We start from the raw sequence: 22,169 nt of genomic DNA, 5'->3' as shown, positions 1-22,169 counted from the left end.
ATGACGGCCCCGACCACACCGTCCAGCCCCGTCCAGAGGAGTTCTGTTCGATGACCTCTCGCCCCGCCACGGATCCGAATCGCCGCCGCCGAGTGGTCATCATCGGCTCGGGATTCGGCGGCCTGTTCGCCGCCCAGCGCCTGAAGAAGGCCGACGTGGACGTCACGCTCATCGCCAAGACCACCCACCATCTGTTCCAGCCGATGCTGTATCAGGTGGCCACCGGCATCGTCGCCGAGGGCGAGATCGCACCGGCCACCCGCGTGGTGCTGCAGAAGCAGCGCAACACCCGGGTGCTCATGGGTGAGGTCTTCGACATCGACATCGAGAACAAGATCGTTCACTCGCAGCTGCTCGAGCGCATCACCCTGACCCCGTACGACGATCTGATCATCGCCGCCGGCGCCGATCAGTCGTACTTCGGCAACGATCATTTCGCCGAGTACGCACCCGGGATGAAGACCATCGACCACGCCCTCGAGCTGCGCGGGCGCATCCTGGGCGCCTTCGAGCAGGCCGAACTCTCCGACGATCCGGCCGAGCAGGAGAAGCTGATGACCTTCGTGGTCGTCGGTGCCGGCCCGACCGGGGTGGAGATGGCCGGGCAGATCGCCGAGATGAGCGACAAGACGCTCAAGGGCGCCTTCCGCAACATCGATCCGACCAAGGCCCGGGTGATCCTGCTCGACGCCGCGCCGGCGGTGCTCGCCCCGTTCGGCGAGAAGCTCGGCCACAAGGCCTCCCGCCGGCTCGAGAAGCTGGGCGTGGAGATCCAGCTCGGCGCCATGGTCGTCGATCTGGACTACGACGGTCTGGTGGTCCGGGACAAGGACGGCACCGAGCGCCGCATCGAGAGCCAGTGCAAGGTGTGGTCGGCCGGTGTGCAGGCCAGCTCGCTGGGCAAAGTGCTCGCCGAGAAGACCGGCGTGGAGCTCGACCGGGCCGGCCGGGTCAAGGTGGGACCGGATCTGGCGGTGCCGGGTCACCCGGACATCTTCGTCGTCGGCGACATGATGGCCGTCGACGGTGTGCCGGGCGTGGCGCAGGGCGCCATCCAGGGCGGCCGCTACGCCGCCGATGCGATCAAGGCCTCCCTCAAGGGCCAGACGCCCGAACAGCGCAAGCCGTTCAGCTACTTCGACAAGGGCTCGATGGCCACCGTGTCGCGGTTCAGCGCGGTGATGCAGGTGCCGATTCCGGGCACCAAGCGCAAGTTCGAGACCGAGGGCTACTTCGCCTGGCTCGGCTGGCTGGCACTGCACCTGGTGTACCTGGTGGGCTTCCGCAACCGCCTCAACACCCTCATCAACTGGTTCTTCGCCTTCACCACCCGCGGCCGCTCCCAGCTGGCGATCACCGAACAGCAGGTGTACGCGCGCTCGGCGCTGCAGGAGCTGAGTTATCTCGAGCGCCTGCGGCTGGCCCAGGAGGAGCGCGGCACCGACCCGGCGGCCCTGGCGAAGGCGGTCAAGGAGATCGCCGAGTCCAAGTCGGTTCCGCCGGCCGACGAACCCACCAGCTGATCTGCACTCACGAGCTGATCTGAGACTGCGGGCCGGGTACACCGTGAGGTGTACCCGGCCCGCGTCGTCGTGCCCGTCAGTTGCCGGCCGGCGGTGATCCCTCCTGCGTCGCCTGCTCTCCGTCGGCACGGTCGAGGTCCTCGCCTCCGGTATCGTCCGCCCCCTCGTCGGCCGTGGCCTCGGGGGGGTGGGCGTACTCGGTGACCAGGTCGAAGTGCCGGCCGTAGGACTCGTGTCCGGTGGCCACCGCGCGTTCGACCACCTCGTTGCTGTACTCGTTGAGCACCACCATCGGGTCCTTGCGCAGGTCCTTGTAGAGCGCCAGGCACAGGCCGAGCATGACCACCACGAACGGCACCGCGACCACGATGGTCAGATTCTGCAGGCCGTCGAGTGCTTCTCCCCCGCCGCCGCCGATGATCAGCATGATCGCCGCCACCGCACCGGTGGCCGCACCCCAGAAGATCACCGTGGGCCGGCTCGGTTCGTGCGTGCCGCGCTCGGACAGCGAGCCCATCACGATCGACGCGGCGTCGGCACCGGAGACGAAGAAGATCGCCACCAGCAGCATCACCAGCACCGTGGTGACCCCCGCCCACGGCATGGTGTGCAGCAGGTCGAAGAGTGCGCCGGTGCTGTTGACCGACAGCGTCCCGTCATCCCCGCGTTCGGCCAGATCACCGACCTGTTGTTGCTGACGGATGGCCGCGCCGCCGAAGATCGCGAACCACAGCAGGCTCACCACGGTCGGCACCAGCAGCACGCCGGTGACGAACTGCCGGATGGTGCGGCCGCGGCTGATCCGGGCGATGAACATGCCGACGAACGGGGTCCAGGAGATCCACCAGGCCCAGTAGAAGATGGTCCACGACGACAGCCAGGCCGCGAGCTCCGCGCCGCCGTCGGCATTGGTGCGCGAGCTCATCGCCACGTAGTCCTGGATGTAGTCGCCGAGGGCGCTGGGGATCAGGTTCAGGATGAACAGGGTGGGGCCGACCACGAAGACGAAGACGGCCAGCACCAGGGCCAGCACCATGTTGATGTTCGACAGCCACTGGATGCCGCGGGCGATGCCCGAGACGGCGGACAGGATGAACGCCAGGGTCAGGACGACGATGATGGCGACGAGTACCGGGGTGCCCACCGAGCCGACCCAGCCCGCGAACTTGAGGCCGTCACCGATCTGCAGCGCGCCCAGGCCCAGCGAGGCCGCGGAGCCGAACAGGGTGGCGAAGATCGCCAGGATGTCGATGATCTTGCCGCCGATGCCGTTGGCGCGGTCGCCGAAGAGGGAGCCGAAGGCCGCCGAGAGGAGCTGGGACCGCCCCTTGCGGTACATGCCGTAGCCGATCGCCAGGCCGACCACCGCGTAGATGGCCCACGGCTGCAGGCCCCAGTGGAACATGGTGGTGGCCATCGCCGTCTGCAGCGCCTGCGCGGTCTCCGGGTCGGCGGTGTTCGGCGGCGGATTGACGAAGTAGGTCAACGGCTCGGCGACACCGAAGAACATCAGGCCGATGCCCATGCCGGCGCTGAACATCATCGCGATCCACGAGCTGGTCCGGAACTCCGGCCTCTCGTCGTCCTTGCCGAGTTTGATCCGCCCGTACTGGCTCAGCGCCAGCCAGATGACGAAGAAGACGAAGAAGGTGGTGGCGATGACGAACAGCCAGCCCACGTATTTGATCGCATCGTTCTTGGCGTCGAGTGCCACCGAGGCGAGGCCGTCGGTGTCCACCAGACCCCAGACGACGAAGGCGATGGCGAACGTCGCGGTGATCGCGAACACCCACCAGTCGCGCCCCGCCCCCGATCCTTCCGCCGGTGGCGCCTCCGCCGTTCTCACCTCGCCCGAGTCCTGCTCTGACGGTGTCGACATAGCGTGTAGCGCCTCCTCAACGACCCCGGTTCCGGGGACCTGATCTCGGTCCGGCCGGCGCAACGGAACTCATCGGTGACGAGATGCATCGACCGACGGAGCGGCCGTACCGGCGCATCGACCGTAACAGCCCGATTCGCCGATGCACGGGAAGGGCAGTGATATCGGCCACGTCCGCCGCAGCGCGGCGGCCGCGGCCGGGACTACTGCGCGGGCAGCTCGATGTTCTGCAGCCGCACCCGCGACTGCGCCAGCAACCCACCCGTGTCATCGGTCATCTCCACCTGCCACAGCTGCTGGCGACGGCCGCGATGGATCGGGGTGGACACGATGGTGACGACACCTTCGCTGATCGAGCGCAGGAAGTCGGTGTTGTTGTTCACGCCGACGGCGGTGCCGCCCAGGCCGGTCTCCTGCAGCCACACGTAGGCGCTGATCGAGGCGGCCGACTCGCCGAGCGCGCAGTACACGCCGCCGTGCACGATGCCGAACGGCTGATGGTGCTCGGGCCGCACGGTCAGGGTGGCCCGCACCCCGTCCTGCCCGGCTTCGAGGATCTCGGCGCCGAGCAGGCCGTCGAGCCCCGTGGCCTGGTAAACGTCGGTCGAGTGGTCGTTGCTGTTGGTGTCCATGCTTCGAGACTGCCACGTCGGGCGGACACGTCGGCACAGGCCCCGGCAGATGCGCGGCGGCCCCGGCGGTTCGATGTCGAACCTCCGGGGCCGCCGGCGTGGATCGGGGGTCTCTGCAGCCCTCAGGACACTCACGCGATCCTCGTCAATTAATGTAGGGTAGCCTTACCTCGGTGTCAAATCCGGTGGTGGAGCGAGTTTCCGGACACCGGGAACACCAGCGGCCGATCGACCGTTAGACAGACGATGGCAGCGCAGAGCCGACAGGGAGCGGGCGTAGAATGAAGAAGATGAACGGACTTGGCGATCTCGAGCGGGCGGTCATGGACACCCTCTGGGCCTCCAGCCGGCCGCAGACGGTTCGCGAGGTGCACGCTCAGCTGTCCGAGACCCGGTCACTGGCCTACACCACGGTGATGACCGTGCTGCAGCGGCTGACCAAGAAGGACCTCGTCACCCAGATCCGCGACGATCGGGCGCACCGCTATGCGGCCACCCGTCCGCGCGAAGATCTCGTCGCCAGCCTCATGGTCGACGCCCTGCGCGCCGCCGATGCACCCAGTTCCCGGCACGCCGCCCTGGTCTCCTTCGTCGGCCGCGTCGGCGCCGACGAGGCCGCCGCGCTGCGCGAGGCCCTCGACGAACTGGAAGCATCCGAGCAGTCATTGGGCTGATCGGCGCCCGAAGCCGTATTGTGGGAACCGGCCGACGTGCCGGTCCGCACACCGCAGACCACCGCACCCGTCCCAGCCCCTGACCGCACTGACCCGCGAGGACCGTCGATGACCGCGCTGCTGTTCGGCATCTTGACCGTGGCGCTGGTCGGACCCATCCCGCAGACCCTGGCCCGGGCCGCCTGGCCGCTGTACGCGCCGCGCGCCGCGATGGTCCTCTGGCAGTCGATCGCCCTGGCCGCCGTCCTCTCCGCCTTCAGCACGGGCCTGGCCATCGCCGCGAACCTGCTCGCTCCCGGCCCCGACGGCGCTCCCACCACCACCCCGCTGGCCGAGATCAATCGGCTCGGCGTGGTCACCTGGACCGGCTACGTGGTGGTCCTCGCCCTGACCCTGCTCATCGGGGCCCGCCTGTTCGTCACCGTCGTCCGGCTCGGCGTGCGCACCCGCACCCGCCGGCGCGCCCATCGCTGCATGATCGACCTGGTCGACCGCGCCGACATGCACGGCGGCAGCCACCGCGACATCCGGGTCCTCGACGTGGCCGCTCCCCTGGCCTACTGCCTGCCCGGCCTGCGCTCGCGGGTGGTCCTCTCCGAAGGCGTGCTGGCCCGGCTCGACGCCGAACAGCTCACCGCGGTCATCGAACACGAGCGCGCCCACCTGCGCGCCCGTCACGATCTGGTGCTCGAAGCCTTCATCGCCCTGCACGCGGCGTTCCCCCGCTTCGTCCGCTCGGAGTCGGCGCTCGGCGCAGTCCGGCTCCTGGTCGAGGCGCTCGCCGACGACCAGGCGGTACGGGTCACCCGGCCGTCCGCGGTGGGCAGGGCGCTGGTCGCCTGCGCCGACGCCACCGCGCCGCACGGAGCGATGGCCGTCGGCGGCCCTTCGACTCTCACCCGCGTCCAGCGGCTCGGCTACCGCGACTCCACCCGACGGATCTCGCTGACCGCGTATCTGCTGGCCGCCGCCATCCTGGTGGTGCCGACGCTCGCCGTCGCCATCCCCTGGCTCACCGAACTCCAACGACTGCTCACCCACTGATGCGCTTCCTCGAGGGCCACCGGCCCGACCATGACCTGACCTACGACGATCTGTTCATCGTCCCCGGGCACTCCGACGTGGCCTCGCGTTTCGACGTCGACATCGCCACCGACGACGGCTCGGGCACCACAGTGCCCCTGGTGGTGGCCAACATGACCGCCGTCGCCGGCAAGCGGATGGCCGAGACCGTCGCCCGCCGCGGCGGCCTGGTGGTCCTTCCCCAGGACGTGCCGCTGGCCGCAGCCGCCGACACCATCGCCTTCGTCAAGAGCCGTCACCTGGTGGCCGACACCCCCGTGGTCCTCGGCCCCGGTGATCTGATGGCGCACGCCCAGGTGCTCATCCCGAAACGGGCCCACGGGTGCGCCGTGGTGGTCGGCGACACCGGCAGCGAGGCGGGGGTGCCGATCGGCCTGATCCCGCGCGCACCGGCCGGCCACGAGATCGACATGTTCACCGACCTGCGGTCGGCGATGACGCCCATCCCCGTCCTGCTGCCGGTGCAGACACCGCCGCGCGAGATCTTCGACACCCTCACCGAGGCCAACAGCGAACTGGCGGTCCTGACCGCCGGGGACGGCACCCTGGCCGGGGTGCTCACCCGGGTGGGCGCGCTGCGCGCGGGCATCTACCGTCCCAATGTGGACGGCGACGGCCGGCTCCGGGTGGCCGCCGCCGTCGGCATCAACGGCGACGTGGTGGGCCGGGCCCGCGAGCTCGTGGCCGCCGGCGCCGACCTGCTGGTGATCGACACCGCGCACGGCCATCAGGCCCGGATGCTCACCGCCCTCGAGGCGGTGGCCGCCGCCGGACTGGGCGTGCCGCTGGCCGCAGGCAACGTGGTCTCCGCGACCGGTGCCCGTGACCTGATCTCCGCCGGCGCCCAGATCGTCAAGGTGGGCGTGGGCCCCGGCGCGATGTGCACCACCCGGATGATGACCGGTGTGGGCCGTCCGCAGTTCTCGGCGGTCGCCGAATGCGCCGAGACGGCCCGGTCCGCCGGCGCGGCGGTCTGGGCCGACGGCGGGGTCCGGCATCCGCGCGACGTGGCGCTGGCCATCGCCGCAGGCGCCGCGAACGTGATGATCGGCTCCTGGTTCGCCGGCACCTACGAGTCGCCCGGCGACCTGCACAGCGATGCCGACGGCGAGTACAAGGTGAGCTTCGGGATGGCCTCGAAGCGCGCCGTCGCGGCACGCTCGTCCGGAGACGCCGCCTACGATCGGGCCCGCAAGGCCCTCTTCGAGGAGGGCATCTCCTCCTCACGCATCCGGCTCGATCCGGAGCGTCCCAGCGTGGAGGATCTCATCGACCACATCTGTTCCGGGGTGCGCAGCACCGCCACCTACACCGGCGCCCGCAGCCTCGCCGAACTCCACCAGAAGGTGGTCCTCGGTGTGCAGTCCGCGGCCGGTTTCGCCGAGGGCCGTCCGCTGCCCGGGGGATGGTGAGCCGCCCGCGTGGACGTCGTCATCATCGTCGGTAAGCTCCTGGGCTTCCTGGCTCTGACCTTGGGCACCGCACTGTTCGTCGCGGCCGAGTTCTCACTCACCGCGCTCGAACGCTCCACCGTCAACGAGGACGTCGCCCAGCGCGGCGACCGCCGTTCCCGGCTGGTGCAGCGGGCCCACAAATCACTCTCCTTCCAGCTCTCCGGCGCCCAGCTGGGTATCACGATCACCACGCTGATCACCGGTTATCTGGCCGAACCCGTCCTCGCCGAACTCCTCGACCCGCTGTTGCGCAACACCGGCCTGTCCGACGGCGCCTCGTCGGCGATCACCCTGATCCTGGCCCTGGTGATCGCCACCTCGCTGTCGATGGTGCTCGGCGAGCTGATGCCCAAGAACCTGGCGATCGTCAAGCCGCTGGGCGTGGCGCGCGCCACCGCCGGTCCGATGATGGCCTTCTCGACGATCTTCAAACCGGTGATCGTCGGCCTCAACGGCTCGGCCAATGCCATGGTCCGCCGGCTGGGGATCGAGCCGACCGAGGAGTTGCAGTCCGCCCGCTCGGCCGCCGAACTCGGTGCGCTGGTGCGCAATTCGGCCTCCCTCGGCTCCCTCGACGCCGACACCGCCACCCTGGTGGAGCGCTCACTGCGGTTCGGCGACCTGTCGGCGGACGATCTGATGACACCGCGCATGCGGGTCGAGTCGCTCGAGCCCGGCGACACCGTCCGTGACCTGATCGCGGCCGCCTCCCGCACCGGCCATTCCCGCTTCCCGGTCGCCGAGGAGGGCGACCTGGACAACCTCGTCGGCGTGGTGCACATCAAGCAGGCGTTCACCGTCAGCCCGCAGGCCCAGGCGACGGTCTCGCTGCGCTCGCTCGCCCGCCCGGTCACCCGCGTGCCGGACAGTCTGGACGGCGACTCGCTGATGGAGCGGATCAAGGCCGACGGCCTGGAACTGTGCGTGGTGGTCGACGAATACGGCGGCAGCGCCGGCATCGTCACCTCCGAGGACCTGATCGAAGAGATCCTCGGCGACGTGACCGACGAACACGACACCGAAGAGTCCGAAGTGACCCGGGTGGGCAACGGTTTCCGCTGTTCGGGGCTGCTGCGCCTCGACGAGGTGGCCGATGCCGTGGACTACCAGGCGCCGGACGGAGCCTACGAGACGCTCGGCGGGCAGGTCATGTACCTGCTCGGCGCCATCCCCCGGGTCGGCGACGTGGTGGAGCTGCCGGTCCGCGCCGAACACTCCGCCGACGTCGAGCCCACTCGCTGGCGGGCCACCGTCGTGGCGATGGACAACCGCCGGGTCGATCAGGTGTGGCTGACCCCGATCCAGCCGGCCGTGACCGGCGAGGAGGCGTAGACCATGGGCGATCTCTGGGGTGTGCTGCTGACCGTCGTCCTGCTGGCGGCCAACGCCTTCTTCGTCGCGGCCGAGTTCGCACTGATCTCGGCCCGCCGCGACCGGCTGACCGCACTCGAGGAGGCCGGCAAGAAGCGGGCGCGCACGGTGATCCGCGCCTCCGAGCACCTGTCGCTGATGCTGGCCGGCTGCCAGCTGGGTATCACCATCTGCTCGATCCTGCTCGGCCGCGTCGGCGAGCCGGCCATCGCGCACCTGATCGAGAAGCCGCTGGACTGGGCGCATGTCCCGCATTCGCTGCTGCACCCGATCGGCTTCGCCGTCGCCCTGGCACTGGTGGTGATCCTGCACATCCTGGTCGGCGAGATGGTGCCCAAGAACATCGCCCTGGCCGGTCCGGAGCGGGCCGCCATGCTGGTGGTGCCCATCCACCTGGCCTTCATCCGACTGATGCGCCCGGTGATCTGGTTCTACAACGCACTGGCCAACGCCGGTCTGCGGCTGGTGGGCGTCCAGGCCCAGGACGAACTGGCCTCCACCGTCAACGCCGCCGAGCTGGCGCAGATGATCGGCGAGTCCCGCGAACTCGGCCTGCTCGACGCCGACGAGCACGAACGGCTCACCCGGGCGCTCGAGACCGTCGAGCGCACCGTCGACGAGGTGATGATCCCGCTGCGCGAGGTCCGTGCGGTGCGGGTGCAGCTCGATCCGGACACCGGCCGCATCGGGCCGCGGCTGGACGCCGTGGAATCCGCCGTCCGCGAAACCGGGTTCTCCCGCTTCCCGGTGCTGGGCACGGACGGCACCTACATCGGCTATCTGCACCTCAAGGACGTGCTCGACGACATCCTCGACGAGGAGATCGGCGGCGAGTCCATCCTCGGCCGGGACACCATCCGGCCGCTGCCGCAGCTGCCGGCCGGAACCCCGCTCGACGAGGCCGCGGCGGTCCTGCGCCGCGCCAGCGCCCATCTCGGTGCGGTGATCGACGCGGGCGGCACCATCATCGGTGTGCTGGCCCTGGCCGACTTGGCCGAGGCCTTCGTCGGCAGCCTCCGCGACTCCACGCACCGCATCGGCTGACGCCGTGTCCCCGACGCTCCGCGATCGAGACGCCCCGCCGCTGCCGCGCGCGCAGTGGCGCCGCCGGGCCGCCGATCACGAGGACCGCATCCAAGCGCTGATCGGCCCCTACCTGCAGGCCCGCCGCCGCGGCGAGAAACACCCGGTGATCGACTTCCTGTTCACCTACTACAACACCCGGCCCGGACAGCTGCTGCGCTGGCATCCCGGCTACCCCACCGCCCTGGCCGATGCCGCCGACTACGCCGGCCTGGCCGGGTACCGCACCCGCCCCGACGGCGCAGTCGCCGTCGACGAGGCCTGTCTGCGGCACCGGCGCGAGCTCCTCGACTCGATCGCCGCACTGCTCGCCGCCACCGCGGCGCGGCCGCCCCGGTTCGGCTGCTTCGGGCTGCACGAGTGGGCCATGGTCTACCGCACCGACACGCCCCGGCACGCACTGCCGCTGCGGCTGGGCCGTGCGGGCACCGACGCCGTGGTGGAGAGCCGGCCGCTGCACTGCACCCACTACGACGCCTTCCGGTTCTTCACCGAACCGGCCCGGCCGCGCAACACCATCGCCCTCAGCCGCGCGCGTCAGCTCGACAACGAGCAGCCCGGCTGCCTGCACGCCACCATGGATCTGTACCGCTACTGTCTGCGCCTGACCCCGTTGCTGCCCGGCGAGCTGCTCGCCGATGCCTTCGAACTGGCCCTGGCCGCACGCGTGCTCGACATGCGGGCCAGTCCCTACGATCTGACCGCTCTCGGCTACACGCCCGTGCCGATCGAGACCCCGGCCGGCCGTGCCGAGTACATCGCCGGGCAGACCGCGATCGCCGACCGGGGCACGGCCCTGCGCCGGGAACTGCTCACCGCATGTGAGACCCTGCTCACCACCGCCCGCACCGGCGGAAACCGGTTTGATACCGCCGAGTAACATGGCATCGTCGTACGCGCGGAGCGTTCGTGAAATTAAACTCCGGCCGCCGCAGTTGTCCGGAGTGCACATTCCCCAGAATAGAAGGGTTGCCATGACTGATCGCGTCAACGTCAACGGATTGCAGGTCGCCAAGGTTCTCCACGACTTCGTCAACGACGAGGTCCTGCCCGGCACCGGTGTAGACGCCGACCAGTTCTGGTCCGGGGCCGCCGCCGTGATCAACGATCTGGCCCCGAAGAACCGTCAGCTGCTGGCCGTCCGCGACGACCTGCAGGCCAAGATCGACCAGTGGCACCGCGACCACGGCGAGGGCTTCGACTTCGCCGAGTACAAGGCCTTCCTGCAGGAGATCGGCTACCTGGTCACCCCGCCCGAGGACTTCCAGATCGGCACCGCCGGTGTGGACACCGAGATCTCCGAGACCGCCGGCCCCCAGCTGGTGGTCCCGATCCTCAACGCCCGCTTCGCCCTGAACGCCTCCAACGCGCGCTGGGGCTCGCTCTACGACGCCCTCTACGGCACCGACGTGATCCCGGAGACCGACGGTGCGGAGAAGGGCTCCTCGTACAACACGGTCCGCGGCGACAAGGTGATCGCCTACGCCAAGAACTTCCTCGATCAGGCCGTGCCGCTCGAGCGCGGCAGCCACGCCGACGTCACCTCGTACGTCGTCGACGGCGACTCGGTGACCGTCACGCTCGGCGATGCCGGCACCACCACCTTCGCCGATCCGTCGGCCTTCGTCGGCTTCGACGGCGACGCGGCGGCGCCGTCGGCGATCCTGCTGCGCCACAACGGACTGCACATCGCCATCCAGATCGACCCGTCGTCGCCGATCGGCGCCACCGACAAGGCCGGCGTCAAGGACGTCGAGATGGAGTCCGCGATCACCACGATCATGGACTTCGAGGACTCGGTCGCGGCGGTCGACGCCGACGACAAGGTGCTGGGCTACCGCAACTGGCTGGGCCTGAACCGCGGCGACCTGGCCGAAGAGGTCAGCAAGGGCGGCAAGACCTTCACCCGCACGCTCAACCCGAACAAGACCTACACCGCGCCCGGCGGCGGCACCGTGGAGCTGCACGGCCGCTCGCTGCTGTTCGTCCGCAACGTCGGCCACCTGATGACCAACCCGGCGATCCTCGATGCCGACGGCAACGAGGTGCCCGAGGGCATCCTCGACGCGCTGGTCACCTCGGCCGCCGGTGTTCACGGCCTCAGCGCCGAGGGCCTGCAGAACTCGCGGACCGGTTCGATCTACATCGTCAAGCCCAAGATGCACGGCCCCGACGAGGTGGCCTTCACCGCCGAGCTGTTCGGCCGCGTCGAGGACGTCCTCGGCCTGCCGCGCAACACCCTCAAGGTGGGCATCATGGATGAGGAGCGCCGCACCACGGTGAACCTCAAGGCCGCGATCAAGGCCGCCGCCGAGCGCGTGGTCTTCATCAACACCGGCTTCCTCGACCGCACCGGCGACGAGATCCACACCTCCATGGAGGCCGGCCCGATGATCCGCAAGGGCGAGATGAAGTCGCAGACCTGGATCAAGGCCTACGAGGACTCCAACGTCGACGTCGGCCTGGCCGCCGGCCTCGCCCACAAGGCGCAGATCGGCAAGGGCATGTGGGCCATGACCGACCTGATGGCCGACATGGTCGAGCAGAAGATCGGTCAGCCGAAGGCCGGCGCCACCACCGCGTGGGTGCCGTCCCCGACCGCGGCGACCCTGCACGCCATGCACTACCACCTGGTGGACGTCTTCACCGTCCAGGACGAGCTGGCCAAGCGCGCCCCGGCATCGGTCGACGACATCCTGACCATCCCGCTGGCCCCCAGCACCGACTGGACCGACGAGGAGAAGCGCGAGGAGCTCGACAACAACTGTCAGTCGATCCTGGGCTACGTGGTCCGCTGGATCGACCAGGGCGTCGGCTGCTCCAAGGTTCCCGACATCCACGATGTGGCGCTGATGGAGGACCGGGCCACCCTGCGCATCTCCAGCCAGCTGCTGGCCAACTGGATCCGGCACGGCATCGTCAGCGCCGACGATGTGGTGGCCGCCCTGCAGCGGATGGCCCCGGTGGTCGACCGGCAGAACGCCGGTGACCCGGAGTACCGCCCGATGGCCGACGACTTCGACGGCAACATCGCCTTCAACGCCGCCAAGGCGCTGATCCTGGAGGGCACCACGCAGCCGAGCGGCTACACCGAGCCGATCCTGCATCGCGCGCGCCGCGAGTACAAGTCCGCCAACGCCTGATAGAAACAGGTATGGACGCCGAGCCCGGGCCGGGATTCCGGTCCGGGTTCGGTCTGTTCGGACCGTGTCGGCTCGATCCGCGGGACCGCGGGTGAACGGAAGGACGAGGGCGTGAGCAGTCACCGGAGGAACGGTTCACGGGAGCTGGTGTCGCGGCCGTTGCTGGCCGGGATTCTCGCTGTGATGCTCCTCGTGGCCTCCGTCGCCGCCTGGCGCGGACTCGGCGATCGGATCGACGACGACTCGTCGGCCTCCGCGGGCACCTGCCTCGACGGCGAGGCCGTGGTCCCGGTGATCGCCGACCCGGGTGTCGCGCCCGCACTGGCGCAGATCGCCGACGATTACAACGCGCTGCATCCGGTGGTCCGCGACCGCTGCATCAGCGTGCAGGTGCGGCCGGCCGATGCCGTCACCGTCCTCGAAGGCCTCACCGCCGACGACTGGGATGAGCAGGCCTACGGCGCATTCCCCGGTGCCTGGGTGCCCGAATCGTCGATCTGGACCGCCGCCCTGCAGACGGCCCGGCCCGAGGTCCTCTCCGGAGATCCGCAGTCGCTGGTCACCAGCCCGGTCCTGCTGGCCATGGAGCCGCAGATTGCCTCGGCCGGCGGCGACGGCGTCGCCTGGTCGGAGCTGCCGTCACTGACCCGCGCCAACGCGCTCGCCGTCTACGGACGCAGCAGCTGGGGTTCGATGCGCATCGCGATGCCGCAGGGCGCACAGTCGGACGCCACCGCGCTCGCCGGCCAGGCGGTGGCCGCCGCCACCGCAGACACCGACCAGCCGCTCACCGAACGGCAGGCCTCCTCCGGCGCGGTGACCGCGGCACTCGATGAGCTGATGTCGGCACCGCCGCGGATCGGCGACGGTTCCGCCGAGGCGGCCGTGCGCTCGATCATCGACACCGATGATCCGGGCGATACGCCGGTGCGCGCGGTGCCGATCACCGAGCAGCGGCTGTATCTGCTCACCCGCGACGACCGGCGGGCCCGGGTGGCCGCGGTGAGGCCGGAGGGCGCCACCCCGCTCGCCGACTATCCGGTGATCAGCCTCTCCAGCGCACAGTCGCGCGCCTACCTCGCCGATGCGACCAGCGAGTTCTTCACCTTCGCCCGGAAACCCGAACAGCTCAAGCTGCTCACCGCCTCCGGCTTCCGCGGCGCCGGTCCGCTGCCCGAGCCGACCGCCACGGTGCGATTCGACGAGGTGCGCGATCCACTGCCGGTTCCGCAGCCGGCCGCGGCCACCACGATCAACGCCGTGGTGCTGCCGGCCGCGACTCCCTGAAAGCCCAGCTCCCTGAGAGTCGGCCCCGGTCAGCTGCCGGCGGCACGCAGGATCGCGTACTGCGCCGAGATCACCTGCTGAGCCTCGATCAGTGCGGCGCCGGACGCCTGGGCGAAGTACCGTCCGTGAACGAGGAAGCAGTAGTACCGATTGCCCGCGTCCTCTTCCCCGCTGTCCCAGCAGGTCGCCGACGGCAGGTCGCGGGGCGAATCCTGCTGCACCGTGGACGTTCCGGTGTTCCGCAGCAGGCTCGTCATGAACGCGCCGAAGGCCTTCGCCGCGGCCGCGTCCCGGGTCGCGAACAGGTCGTCGGCGCGCACCGCCACCTCGGTGATGCCGGCGGTCTCCATCGCCTCGAGCAGCGCCGCACTGTCACCGTAGTTCCGGGCGATCGCCCGCGGACCGGCCACATAGTCCTCGTTTCCGTAGCGATCCTGGGTGTCGACGATCGGCACGGACAGACCCAGCAGCGTGGTACCGGCCTCCGACCGCGGCTGCTCGGCTGCGTCGCCGGATCGGTCGAGCCGGTCGATCTGGGCGGCACCGGCCGCGACCACGGTGCGCGCCGACCACGACCGGCCGCCCGCCCCCTTCGCACCCGCGTACACCACCACCACGTCGCTGCCGTGCGGGATCACCGCCTGCGACGACACCCAGCCCGAGGGCCGGCCGCCGGCGGTGAAGGATCGTCCGCCGGTCATCCCCGGCACGGCGTCCGAGACCCGCGGATAGTTGACCTTCGCGTTGGTCCGGGCCACCGCGGCGAGTTCACCGGCGGCGGTGCGGGCCGCCCCCGCGTCGCGGTAGCGCACCACCGCCACCTGCACCGAGTTCTCGCCGGCCGAGTCCGACGGCGCCCGGCCTGCCATCATCGACCCGTACCGCAGCTGCCGCGAGCTCGGCTGCGCCGAGGCCTTCGGGGTGGTCGGCTGCCGGTTGTCGACCACCAGTGGCGGGGTGAAGAAGGTCAGCGCATCGAGATTGTTGGTGCCGGAGATCGGCAGGCTCTGCGCAGGCGCGGTCAGGACCGGATCCACCTCGCCGCGCAGCAGCACCGTCTCGGCGGCGTTCACGGCCTGCTGCCCGGCGCCGTCGGGCTCGCTCAGGTCCGCCGCCGGGGTCGGCTCCAGACGGTAGCGGCCGGTGTCCAGATCCAGCGGCCCGCGCTGGGCGACGCCGTCGACGGTGCAGGCGGTCAGTGCCAGGCAGGCGGCTGTCATCGTCGCGGCGGCACGCGTGCCGCGGCACCGGCCGGCCCGCCGCGTCACCGGCCCACCGAGGTCAGGATCTCGGTCTGCGCCGAGATCGCCTGGTGCAGCGTCGGCAGATTCGGAGCGCCTCAGTGCCATGTTCATCGACGCTGATCGTAGACGGCGCCCGGCCGCGGCGCACGCCCGGTACCTGCGGATTCGCCGCGGAGACCGGCTTGCGCCCACGGTGATCGGAACGATTGCCGCCACCGGGGTCCTCGCGCAGACTTGAGGGCACACGGTCCACACGGATTCGGTTGTCCCCCACACCTTCCCACCCTCAGTACCCACCGGAGGTCTCTTCGTCATGCCTGCCAACGGACACGCGCACTCGGTGCAGCAACGGCTCGAGGCCGCACACGAACCGCTTCAGTTCGCCTACTGGGTGCCCAACGTCAGCGGTGGACTGGTCGTCTCCTCGATCGAGCAGCGCACCGACTGGAGCTACGACTACAACCGTGAGCTCGCGGTGCTCGCCGAGAACAACGGCTTCGACTACGCCCTCACCCAGGTGCGCTACATCGCCTCCTACGGCGCCGCCTACCAGCAGGAGTCGACGGCGTTCTCGCTGGCACTGCTGCTGGCGACCCAGCGGCTGAAGGTGATCGCCGCGGTCCATCCGGGCCTGTGGCAGCCGGGCGTGCTGGCCAAGCTCATCGCCACCGCCGACCAGCTCTCCGGTGGACGGGCCGCGGTGAACGTGGTCAGCGGCTGGTTCAAGGACGAGTTCACCAAACTCGGCGAACCCTGGCTCGAGCACGACGAACGCTACCGCCGTGCCGAGGAGTTCATCGGCTACCTGCGCGAGATCTGGACGGGCGAGCACGCCGAGTTCTCCGGCGACTTCTACCGGCTGCACGACTTCGATCTCAAACCCAAGCCCGTGCAGACGCCCGGCCGGCCGCATCCGGAAATCTTCCAGGGCGGCAACTCCACCGCGGCGCGCGCCATGGCCGGCCGGGTCAGCGACTGGTACTTCAGCAACGGCAAGGACTTCGACGGCATCACCGAGCAGGTGGTGGACGTCGCCGCCGAGGCGGCACTGCACCGGCGGACCGTCAAGTTCGGGCTCAACGGCTTCCTCATCGCCCGTGACACCGAGTCGCAGGCCCGCGACGTGCTGCGCGAGATCGTCGCCAAGGCCGACCGGGAGGCCGTCGAAGGCTTCGGCTCCGCGGTCACGCAGGCCGGCCGCGCCGCCGGCGACGGCAAGGGCATGTGGCAGGACTCCGAGTTCGCCGACCTGGTCCAGTACAACGACGGCTTCCGCACCGGACTGATCGGCACCCCCGAGCAGATCGCCGAACGGATCGTCGCCTACAAGGCCCGCGGGGTGAACCTCTTCCTGCTCGGCTTCCTGCACTACCTCGAGGACGTCGCCCACTTCGGCGAGAAGATCCTGCCGCTGGTCCGCGAGCTCGAAGCAGACCAGGCCGCCAGCGGCCGCCTCGAATCCGAACTCGCCCGCCACGGCGTCCTCTCCTGACCACCCCACCGACCCCCGAAGGAACCCCTCCCATGACCTCGACCCTGCCCCGCACCCCGGCGCCCGCCACCGGCGGCGGTCTCTTCGCCGACGCCCTGAGCCGCGCCGAGGCCGTCGCCGGCCGGCTGCGCACCACCGCCGCCGAGCGCGACCGCGCCAACGCCGCACCGATCGCCGAGATCGGCCTGCTCCGCGACGCCGACCTGCTGCAGGTGGGCGAACCCGTGGAGTTCGGCGGATCCGGCCTCGACTACGCGCAGTCCCAGCAGCTCACCCGGGTGATCGCCCGCGGTGACACCTCGGTGGCCCATCTGCTCGGCTACCACTACGCCCAGCAGCGCATCCCGCACCTGTTCGGCACCCCCGAGCAGGCGCGCGAGTTATCCCGCGCCAACGCCGCCGACCGGCTGTTCTGGGGCGGCGTGCAGAATCCGCGCGGTGCCGCCGGACTGGAACTGACCCGGGCCGGCGACGGCTACCGGCTCAACGGCACCCGCACCTTCGCCTCCGGGGCGTCGGTGGCCGACCGGCTGTCGGTGACCGCGGCGTTCGAGGGCGAGCTGGTCTTCCTCTCGTTGCCCGCCGGCAAGGAGGGCTTCACCGCCCTCGGCGACTGGGACAACATCGGTCAGCGGCTCACCGACTCCGGCGGCGTGGTCTTCGAGAACACCCCGGTCTCCCGTGCGGAGATCCTCGGCGACGATCCGCTCACCGGCCGGACCCTCTCCCCCTACCAGACCCTGGTCACCCCGCACTGGCAGCTGGCCTTCGTCAACTTCTACATCGGCACCGCTGAAGGCGCCCTGGACGAGGCCCTCGACTGGACCCGCACCCGGGCCAGTGCCTGGGAGACCTCCGGACTCGATTCGGCCACCGACGACCCGTACATCCTGGAACTGGTCGGCGAACTGCGGGCCCAGGTCACCGCGGCCGCCCTGCTCGCCGACCGCGCCGGCGAGGCACTGCAGGAGGCCCTCGACATCGGTCCGGCACTCACCGCCGAGCAGCGCGCCGAAGCAGCCATCGCGATCGCCGAGGCCAAGTATCTGACCACCAAGGTCTCCCTCGAGACCGCCTCCCGGCTGTTCGAGATCCAGGGCGCCCGGGCCACCACCACCGGCTACGGCTTCGACCGGCACTGGCGGAATCTGCGCACCCACACCGTGCACGACCCGGTGGCCTACAAGGCCCGCGAGATCGGTGACTGGACCCTCAACCGCCGGGCCCCCGAGTTCACCCTCTACAGCTGATGGCGGTCCTGCACCGCGCAGCCGGGGCCGACGAGGTGCTCCGCACCGGGGCCGACGAGGTGCTCCGCACCGTGCACGACCTGGCCGGGCAGTTCGCCGCCGGCGCGGCAGAGCGCGATGCGCAGCGCCTGCTGCCCCGCGAACAGATCCGGGCGCTCGCCGACGCCGGGGTGCTGGCGGTGACCGTCCCGGAACGCTTCGGCGGACCCGGGCTCGGGGCTGCGGATCTGGCCCGCATCGTCGCCGCGCTGGCGGCGGCCGATCCGAGCATCGCGCAGATCCCGCAGAGTCACTTCACCTTCCTCGAGGCACTGCGCCGGCAGGGCGCCGAGGACCTGCAGGAGCGCATCTTCGGTGCGGTCCTGCGCGGCGCGGTGCTGGCCAATGCGCAGACCGAACGCGGCGGGGCCACCGTGACCGACGATGCGACCACGGTGCGCCGGGCCGCCGGCGGCCTGGTGCTGCACGGGGTCAAGTACTACTGCACCGGTTCGGCGTTCGCCGATCTGCTCGCGGTGCGCGCGGTGACCGAGAGCGACGGCGGCACACAGCGCAAGGTGATCGTGTACCTGCCCGCCGACACCCCCGGAGTGAGCATCGACGACGACTGGGACGGAATGGGTCAGCGGACCACCAGCAGCGGCACCGTCGTCTTCGACGATGTGCCCGTGAGCCCGGACCAGCTGCTCGACTTCACCGCGCTGCTCTCGCGTCCGAGCACCTACGGGGCCCGGGCGCAGCTCTACCACGCCGCGATCGACACCGGGCTGGCGCGCGGCGCGCTCACCGCCGCCGCCGAGGCCGCGAGCCGTGCCCGGCCCTGGTTCGAGGCCGGGGTCGAACGGGCCGTCGACGATCCGTACCTGATCGCCCAGGCCGGCGAGCTCGAGGTGGCGGTGCGCTCGGCCCAGGCGCTGCTCGCCGCCGCCGGGGCCGCGATCGATGCCGCCGACGCCGGCGGGTCCGCCGCCCCGGCCGCCGTCGCCGAGGCCTCGCTGGCCACCGCGGCCGCCAAGGTCGCCGCCGGCCGCGCGGCCCGTGAGACGGGAGCCGCACTGTTCGACTTCGGCGGCACCCGCGCCGCGGCGGCGCCGGCCAACCTGTCCCGGTACTGGCGCGATGCGCGCACGCACACGCTGCACGATCCCGAGCGCTGGAAGCTCCATCACCTGGGCCGGTGGGCGCTGACCGGCAGCACACCGCCCAGCCACACCTCTCTGTAGAACGGAAGATCTGACCCGACATGTCTGTGAAACTGCACTGGTTCCTGCCGACCTACGGCGACTCCCGCTTCATCGTCGGCGGCGGCCACGGGCTGCCCGCCGGCGCGGCGCGCGGGGATCGGGACGCCTCCATCGGCTATCTCTCGTCCATCACCCGGGCCGCCGAGGACTTCGGCTTCACCGCCGCCCTGACTCCGACGGGCGCCTGGTGCGAGGACGCCTGGCTGACCACCGCCATGGTGGCCCAGCACACCGAACGTCTGGCCTTTCTGGTGGCCTTCCGGCCCGGGCTGATCAGCCCCACCCTCGCCGCCCAGATGGCGGCGACCTTCGACAAACACGCGCCGGGCCGGCTGCTGCTCAACGTGGTGACCGGCGGCGAACCCGCCGAGCAGCGGGCCTACGGCGACGATCTGGACAAGGCGCAGCGCTACGCGCGCACCGACGAGTTTCTGACCGTCGTCCGCCGGCTCTGGACCGGTGAGACCGTCACCTTCCGCGGCGAGCACCTGTCGGTGGCCGAGGCGAGCCTGCAGACCGTGCCCCGGCCCGCGCCGCCGATCTACTTCGGCGGCTCGTCGCCGGAGGCCGGACCGGTGGCCGCCACCCATGCGGACGTCTACCTGACCTGGGGAGAACCGCCGGCCGCCGTCGCCGACAAGCTGGACTGGATCCGGTCCCTGGCCGCGCAGCGCGGCCGGCGGGTCCGGTTCGGCATCCGGCTGCACGTGATCAGCCGGGACACCTCCGAGCAGGCCTGGGCCGAGGCCGGACGACTGCTTTCGGCGCTGGATCCGGCGGTGGTGGAGCAGGTGCAGACCGGACTGGCCCGCAGCGAATCCACCGGGCAGGCTGCGATGGCCGCACTGCACGCCGACCGCCGGGCCGACGGCGGCTGGCGTGATCCCCGCGCCCTGGAGATCCATCCCAACCTGTGGGCCGGGGTGGGCCTGGTGCGCGGCGGCGCCGGCACCGCGCTGGTCGGCAGCCACTCGGAGGTCGCCGACCTGATCGAGACCTATGCCGCGCTGGGCATCGACGAGTTCGTGCTGTCCGGCTACCCGCACCTCGAAGAGCTCTACTGGTTCGGCGAGGGCGTCGTTCCGCAACTGGCCCGGCGCGGCCTGTTCGGCGACGACGCTCCTGCACCCTCGGCCGCTTTCGGCGGCACCCCGTTCGTTCCGGCCGGCGCCCGCTGACCGCGCCCCGATCCGCATTGGAGGCACACCCCATGTCCACCCCCGCCCTCGCCGACCGGGCCGCCCCGGCGCCCCGCCTCGACCAGGCCGGACTGCGCCGGGCCTACGGTCAGGCGCCTAGTCCGCTCGTCGCGATCGCCGCCCTCGGCCCCGACGGTCCAATCGGGCTGATCGCCTCGTCGTTCACCTCGGTCTCGATCGAACCGGCCCTGGTGTCGGTGAACATCGCCCTGAGCTCGACCACCCTGCCGCTGCTGCGGGAGGCGCCGCACTGGGGTGTCAGTGTGCTGGCCGACGGCCAGCAGGAGGTCACCGAACAGCTGCGGCGGCCCGCCCGGCGCCGCTTCGATCAGGTGGCGTGGAGCGTCGACGAGGACGGTGCGGTGCACCTCGACGGTGCGGCCGCCGGCTTCTCCACGCAGCCGGCGGCCTGGCTGCCGGCCGGCGACCACACCATCGTGCTGCTGCAGGTCCACGACCACTACGGTCACGACCATCGCAGCCCGCTGGTCTTCCACCGCAGCACCGTGGCGCGCCTGTCCGGCGGGACGCTCCGGTGAGCGCCCCGAACCTGCGGATCGCCGTCGCCGACGCCTTTGGCTGGCGCGAGTTGACCGCCGACGCCGCCGGCGCACCGATCGAGCGCATCACGGCGGCGACGCTCGGGGAGGCCTCGGCCCGCACCGCCCGGGCCGACCGCCCGGTGTTCGTCGACGTGGAGGTGATTCTCGACGAGTCGGTGCCCGGGGCGCTCGACGCCTTCGACCGCCGCTACCCGGGCGTCCCGGACCGGATCGTGCACGCCGGCACCCCGGCCACGCTGGCCGGCCTGCTGCGCGATGTGTGGGCCGCCGAGGTGGCGCACGGGGTCACCCTGACCACCCCCGACGGCGCCCCGCTCGAGGCCTCGGTGCTCTCGCACATCACCGCCCAGCTCGGCGCCCGCGGACTCGCCCCGGCGCTGGCCCTCTTCGGCTGAGCCGGCCGGCGACGGTCAGAACGCCCGCGCCTCCTGCATCGACAGCACGAAGCCGCGGCCCGCACCGGTGGTGCAGGTGACGCCCTCGACCCGGGAGACGCAGGTGTACCCGTTGGCGCTGACGCTCGACCCGTAGTCGAGCACCCGCTTCTCCGGTGACGTGAAGATCCCCTGGTTGAAGCACGACGGGGTCACCGAGTCGGGTCCGAGGATGAATCCCCGGCTGAGGGTGTCCTGCGGATACATCTCGCTGCCCGCGCAGTCGGCGCCGGCCGGGATGGGGGCATTCTCCGCCTGGCAGCCGGCCGTGTACTGCTCGGCGCCGAGGCGGCACCAGATGTTGCCGCTCGGCGAGACGAAGGCGACGTCGCCACCGTTGCTCCCGCCGGAGCGGTAGTCGTCGGGGTTCACCGCGGTCGGCTCGCCGGCCGCATCGCCGGTCGTCGCGGTGGGCTCTCCGGTGGCCGGTGCCGGGTTCCCGGAGTCCGACGGCGGCGCGGCGGTCACCGTCTCGGTCACCGCGGTACCGCCCCCGCCGCCGACCCCGCCGTCGTCGCTGCTGCAGGCGGTGGCCGCCAGCAGCATCCCACCGGCCAGCACCGCCGCCGCCAGCCGTCCGAACGTACGCGTAGCGTCCTCCATTCGGGTGACAC

At 70.9% G+C, this 22,169-nt stretch carries 19 protein-coding genes; 15 read left to right on the top strand and 4 right to left on the bottom strand.

Annotated elements, in window-relative coordinates:
- Positions 1-50 precede the first annotated feature (50 nt).
- Positions 51-1,523 carry an NAD(P)/FAD-dependent oxidoreductase gene (locus tag ACJMNC_RS10335; protein WP_408947865.1) on the top strand — a complete coding sequence of 491 codons (1,473 nt, stop codon included), beginning with the start codon at positions 51-53 and terminating at the stop codon, positions 1,521-1,523.
- 76 nt (positions 1,524-1,599) lie between these two features.
- Here ACJMNC_RS10335 and ACJMNC_RS10330 read toward each other — a convergent pair whose 3' ends face one another.
- On the bottom strand, positions 1,600-3,402 hold the full coding sequence (locus tag ACJMNC_RS10330) for a BCCT family transporter (protein ID WP_408947864.1): 1,803 nt from the start codon (positions 3,400-3,402) through the stop codon (positions 1,600-1,602).
- Between the two features lie 203 nt (positions 3,403-3,605).
- Complete coding sequence (locus ACJMNC_RS10325) at positions 3,606-4,034, bottom strand: PaaI family thioesterase (protein ID WP_408947863.1); 429 nt, start codon at positions 4,032-4,034, stop codon at positions 3,606-3,608.
- 281 nt (positions 4,035-4,315) lie between these two features.
- On the opposite strand from ACJMNC_RS10325, the gene ACJMNC_RS10320 reads away from it, so the two are divergent.
- From ACJMNC_RS10320 to ACJMNC_RS10285, 8 genes are all read left to right on the top strand, one after another.
- Positions 4,316-4,708, top strand: coding sequence for a BlaI/MecI/CopY family transcriptional regulator (locus tag ACJMNC_RS10320; RefSeq protein ID WP_408947862.1), 393 nt, complete (start codon positions 4,316-4,318; stop codon positions 4,706-4,708).
- Between the two features lie 108 nt (positions 4,709-4,816).
- Positions 4,817-5,752 carry a M56 family metallopeptidase gene (locus ACJMNC_RS10315; protein ID WP_408947861.1) on the top strand — a complete coding sequence of 312 codons (936 nt, stop codon included), beginning with the start codon at positions 4,817-4,819 and terminating at the stop codon, positions 5,750-5,752.
- Positions 5,752-7,203, top strand: coding sequence for a GuaB1 family IMP dehydrogenase-related protein (locus tag ACJMNC_RS10310; RefSeq protein ID WP_408947860.1), 1,452 nt, complete (start codon positions 5,752-5,754; stop codon positions 7,201-7,203). The genes ACJMNC_RS10315 and ACJMNC_RS10310 overlap by 1 nt, the downstream gene beginning before the upstream one ends.
- Before the next feature lie 9 nt (positions 7,204-7,212).
- Positions 7,213-8,577 carry a hemolysin family protein gene (locus ACJMNC_RS10305; protein ID WP_408947859.1) on the top strand — a complete coding sequence of 455 codons (1,365 nt, stop codon included), beginning with the start codon at positions 7,213-7,215 and terminating at the stop codon, positions 8,575-8,577.
- Positions 8,578-8,580: 3 nt separating this feature from the next.
- Positions 8,581-9,660, top strand: a complete 1,080-nt coding sequence (locus ACJMNC_RS10300) for a hemolysin family protein (protein ID WP_408947858.1) — start codon at positions 8,581-8,583, stop codon at positions 9,658-9,660.
- Positions 9,661-9,664: 4 nt separating this feature from the next.
- Positions 9,665-10,579, top strand: a complete 915-nt coding sequence (locus ACJMNC_RS10295) for a 3-methyladenine DNA glycosylase (protein ID WP_408947857.1) — start codon at positions 9,665-9,667, stop codon at positions 10,577-10,579.
- Positions 10,580-10,673: 94 nt separating this feature from the next.
- Positions 10,674-12,842, top strand: a complete 2,169-nt coding sequence (locus ACJMNC_RS10290; protein ID WP_408947856.1) for a malate synthase G — start codon at positions 10,674-10,676, stop codon at positions 12,840-12,842.
- 111 nt (positions 12,843-12,953) lie between these two features.
- Positions 12,954-14,129, top strand: a complete 1,176-nt coding sequence (locus ACJMNC_RS10285) for a hypothetical protein (RefSeq protein ID WP_408947855.1) — start codon at positions 12,954-12,956, stop codon at positions 14,127-14,129.
- Between the two features lie 29 nt (positions 14,130-14,158).
- Here ACJMNC_RS10285 and ACJMNC_RS10280 read toward each other — a convergent pair whose 3' ends face one another.
- On the bottom strand, positions 14,159-15,349 hold the full coding sequence (locus ACJMNC_RS10280) for a hypothetical protein (protein WP_408947854.1): 1,191 nt from the start codon (positions 15,347-15,349) through the stop codon (positions 14,159-14,161).
- A 337-nt stretch (positions 15,350-15,686) separates the two neighbouring features.
- Here ACJMNC_RS10280 and sfnG point away from each other — a divergent pair, with 337 nt between their 5' ends.
- The 6 genes from sfnG to ACJMNC_RS10250 are packed head-to-tail and all read left to right on the top strand — an operon-like array spanning position 15,687 to position 21,516.
- On the top strand, positions 15,687-16,865 hold the full coding sequence (sfnG, locus tag ACJMNC_RS10275; RefSeq protein ID WP_408947853.1) for a dimethylsulfone monooxygenase SfnG: 1,179 nt from the start codon (positions 15,687-15,689) through the stop codon (positions 16,863-16,865).
- 32 nt (positions 16,866-16,897) lie between these two features.
- Positions 16,898-18,115 carry an acyl-CoA dehydrogenase family protein gene (locus ACJMNC_RS10270; RefSeq protein ID WP_408947852.1) on the top strand — a complete coding sequence of 406 codons (1,218 nt, stop codon included), beginning with the start codon at positions 16,898-16,900 and terminating at the stop codon, positions 18,113-18,115.
- Complete coding sequence (locus tag ACJMNC_RS10265; protein WP_408947851.1) at positions 18,115-19,338, top strand: acyl-CoA dehydrogenase family protein; 1,224 nt, start codon at positions 18,115-18,117, stop codon at positions 19,336-19,338. The genes ACJMNC_RS10270 and ACJMNC_RS10265 overlap by 1 nt, the downstream gene beginning before the upstream one ends.
- Positions 19,339-19,358: 20 nt before the next feature.
- The gene (locus tag ACJMNC_RS10260) at positions 19,359-20,537 is read left to right on the top strand and encodes an LLM class flavin-dependent oxidoreductase (RefSeq protein ID WP_408947850.1); all 1,179 of its coding nucleotides are present in this window, start codon (positions 19,359-19,361) and stop codon (positions 20,535-20,537) included.
- A 32-nt stretch (positions 20,538-20,569) separates the two neighbouring features.
- The gene (locus ACJMNC_RS10255) at positions 20,570-21,097 is read left to right on the top strand and encodes a flavin reductase family protein (protein WP_408947849.1); all 528 of its coding nucleotides are present in this window, start codon (positions 20,570-20,572) and stop codon (positions 21,095-21,097) included.
- Positions 21,094-21,516, top strand: a complete 423-nt coding sequence (locus tag ACJMNC_RS10250; protein WP_408947848.1) for a hypothetical protein — start codon at positions 21,094-21,096, stop codon at positions 21,514-21,516. Before ACJMNC_RS10255 ends, ACJMNC_RS10250 begins: the two co-directional genes overlap by 4 nt.
- Positions 21,517-21,531: 15 nt before the next feature.
- Here the strand turns inward: ACJMNC_RS10250 and ACJMNC_RS10245 are convergent, their stop codons facing one another.
- Positions 21,532-22,158 (bottom strand): hypothetical protein, encoded by a 627-nt coding sequence (locus tag ACJMNC_RS10245; RefSeq protein WP_408947847.1) that lies wholly within the window; start codon positions 22,156-22,158, stop codon positions 21,532-21,534.
- Positions 22,159-22,169: the final 11 nt, after the last annotated feature.

Origin of the sequence: Gordonia sp. VNK21, assembly GCF_046098115.1 — a bacterium.
Taxonomy (GTDB): domain Bacteria; phylum Actinomycetota; class Actinomycetes; order Mycobacteriales; family Mycobacteriaceae; genus Gordonia.
This window is presented reverse-complemented; position numbering and strand designations above follow the sequence as displayed.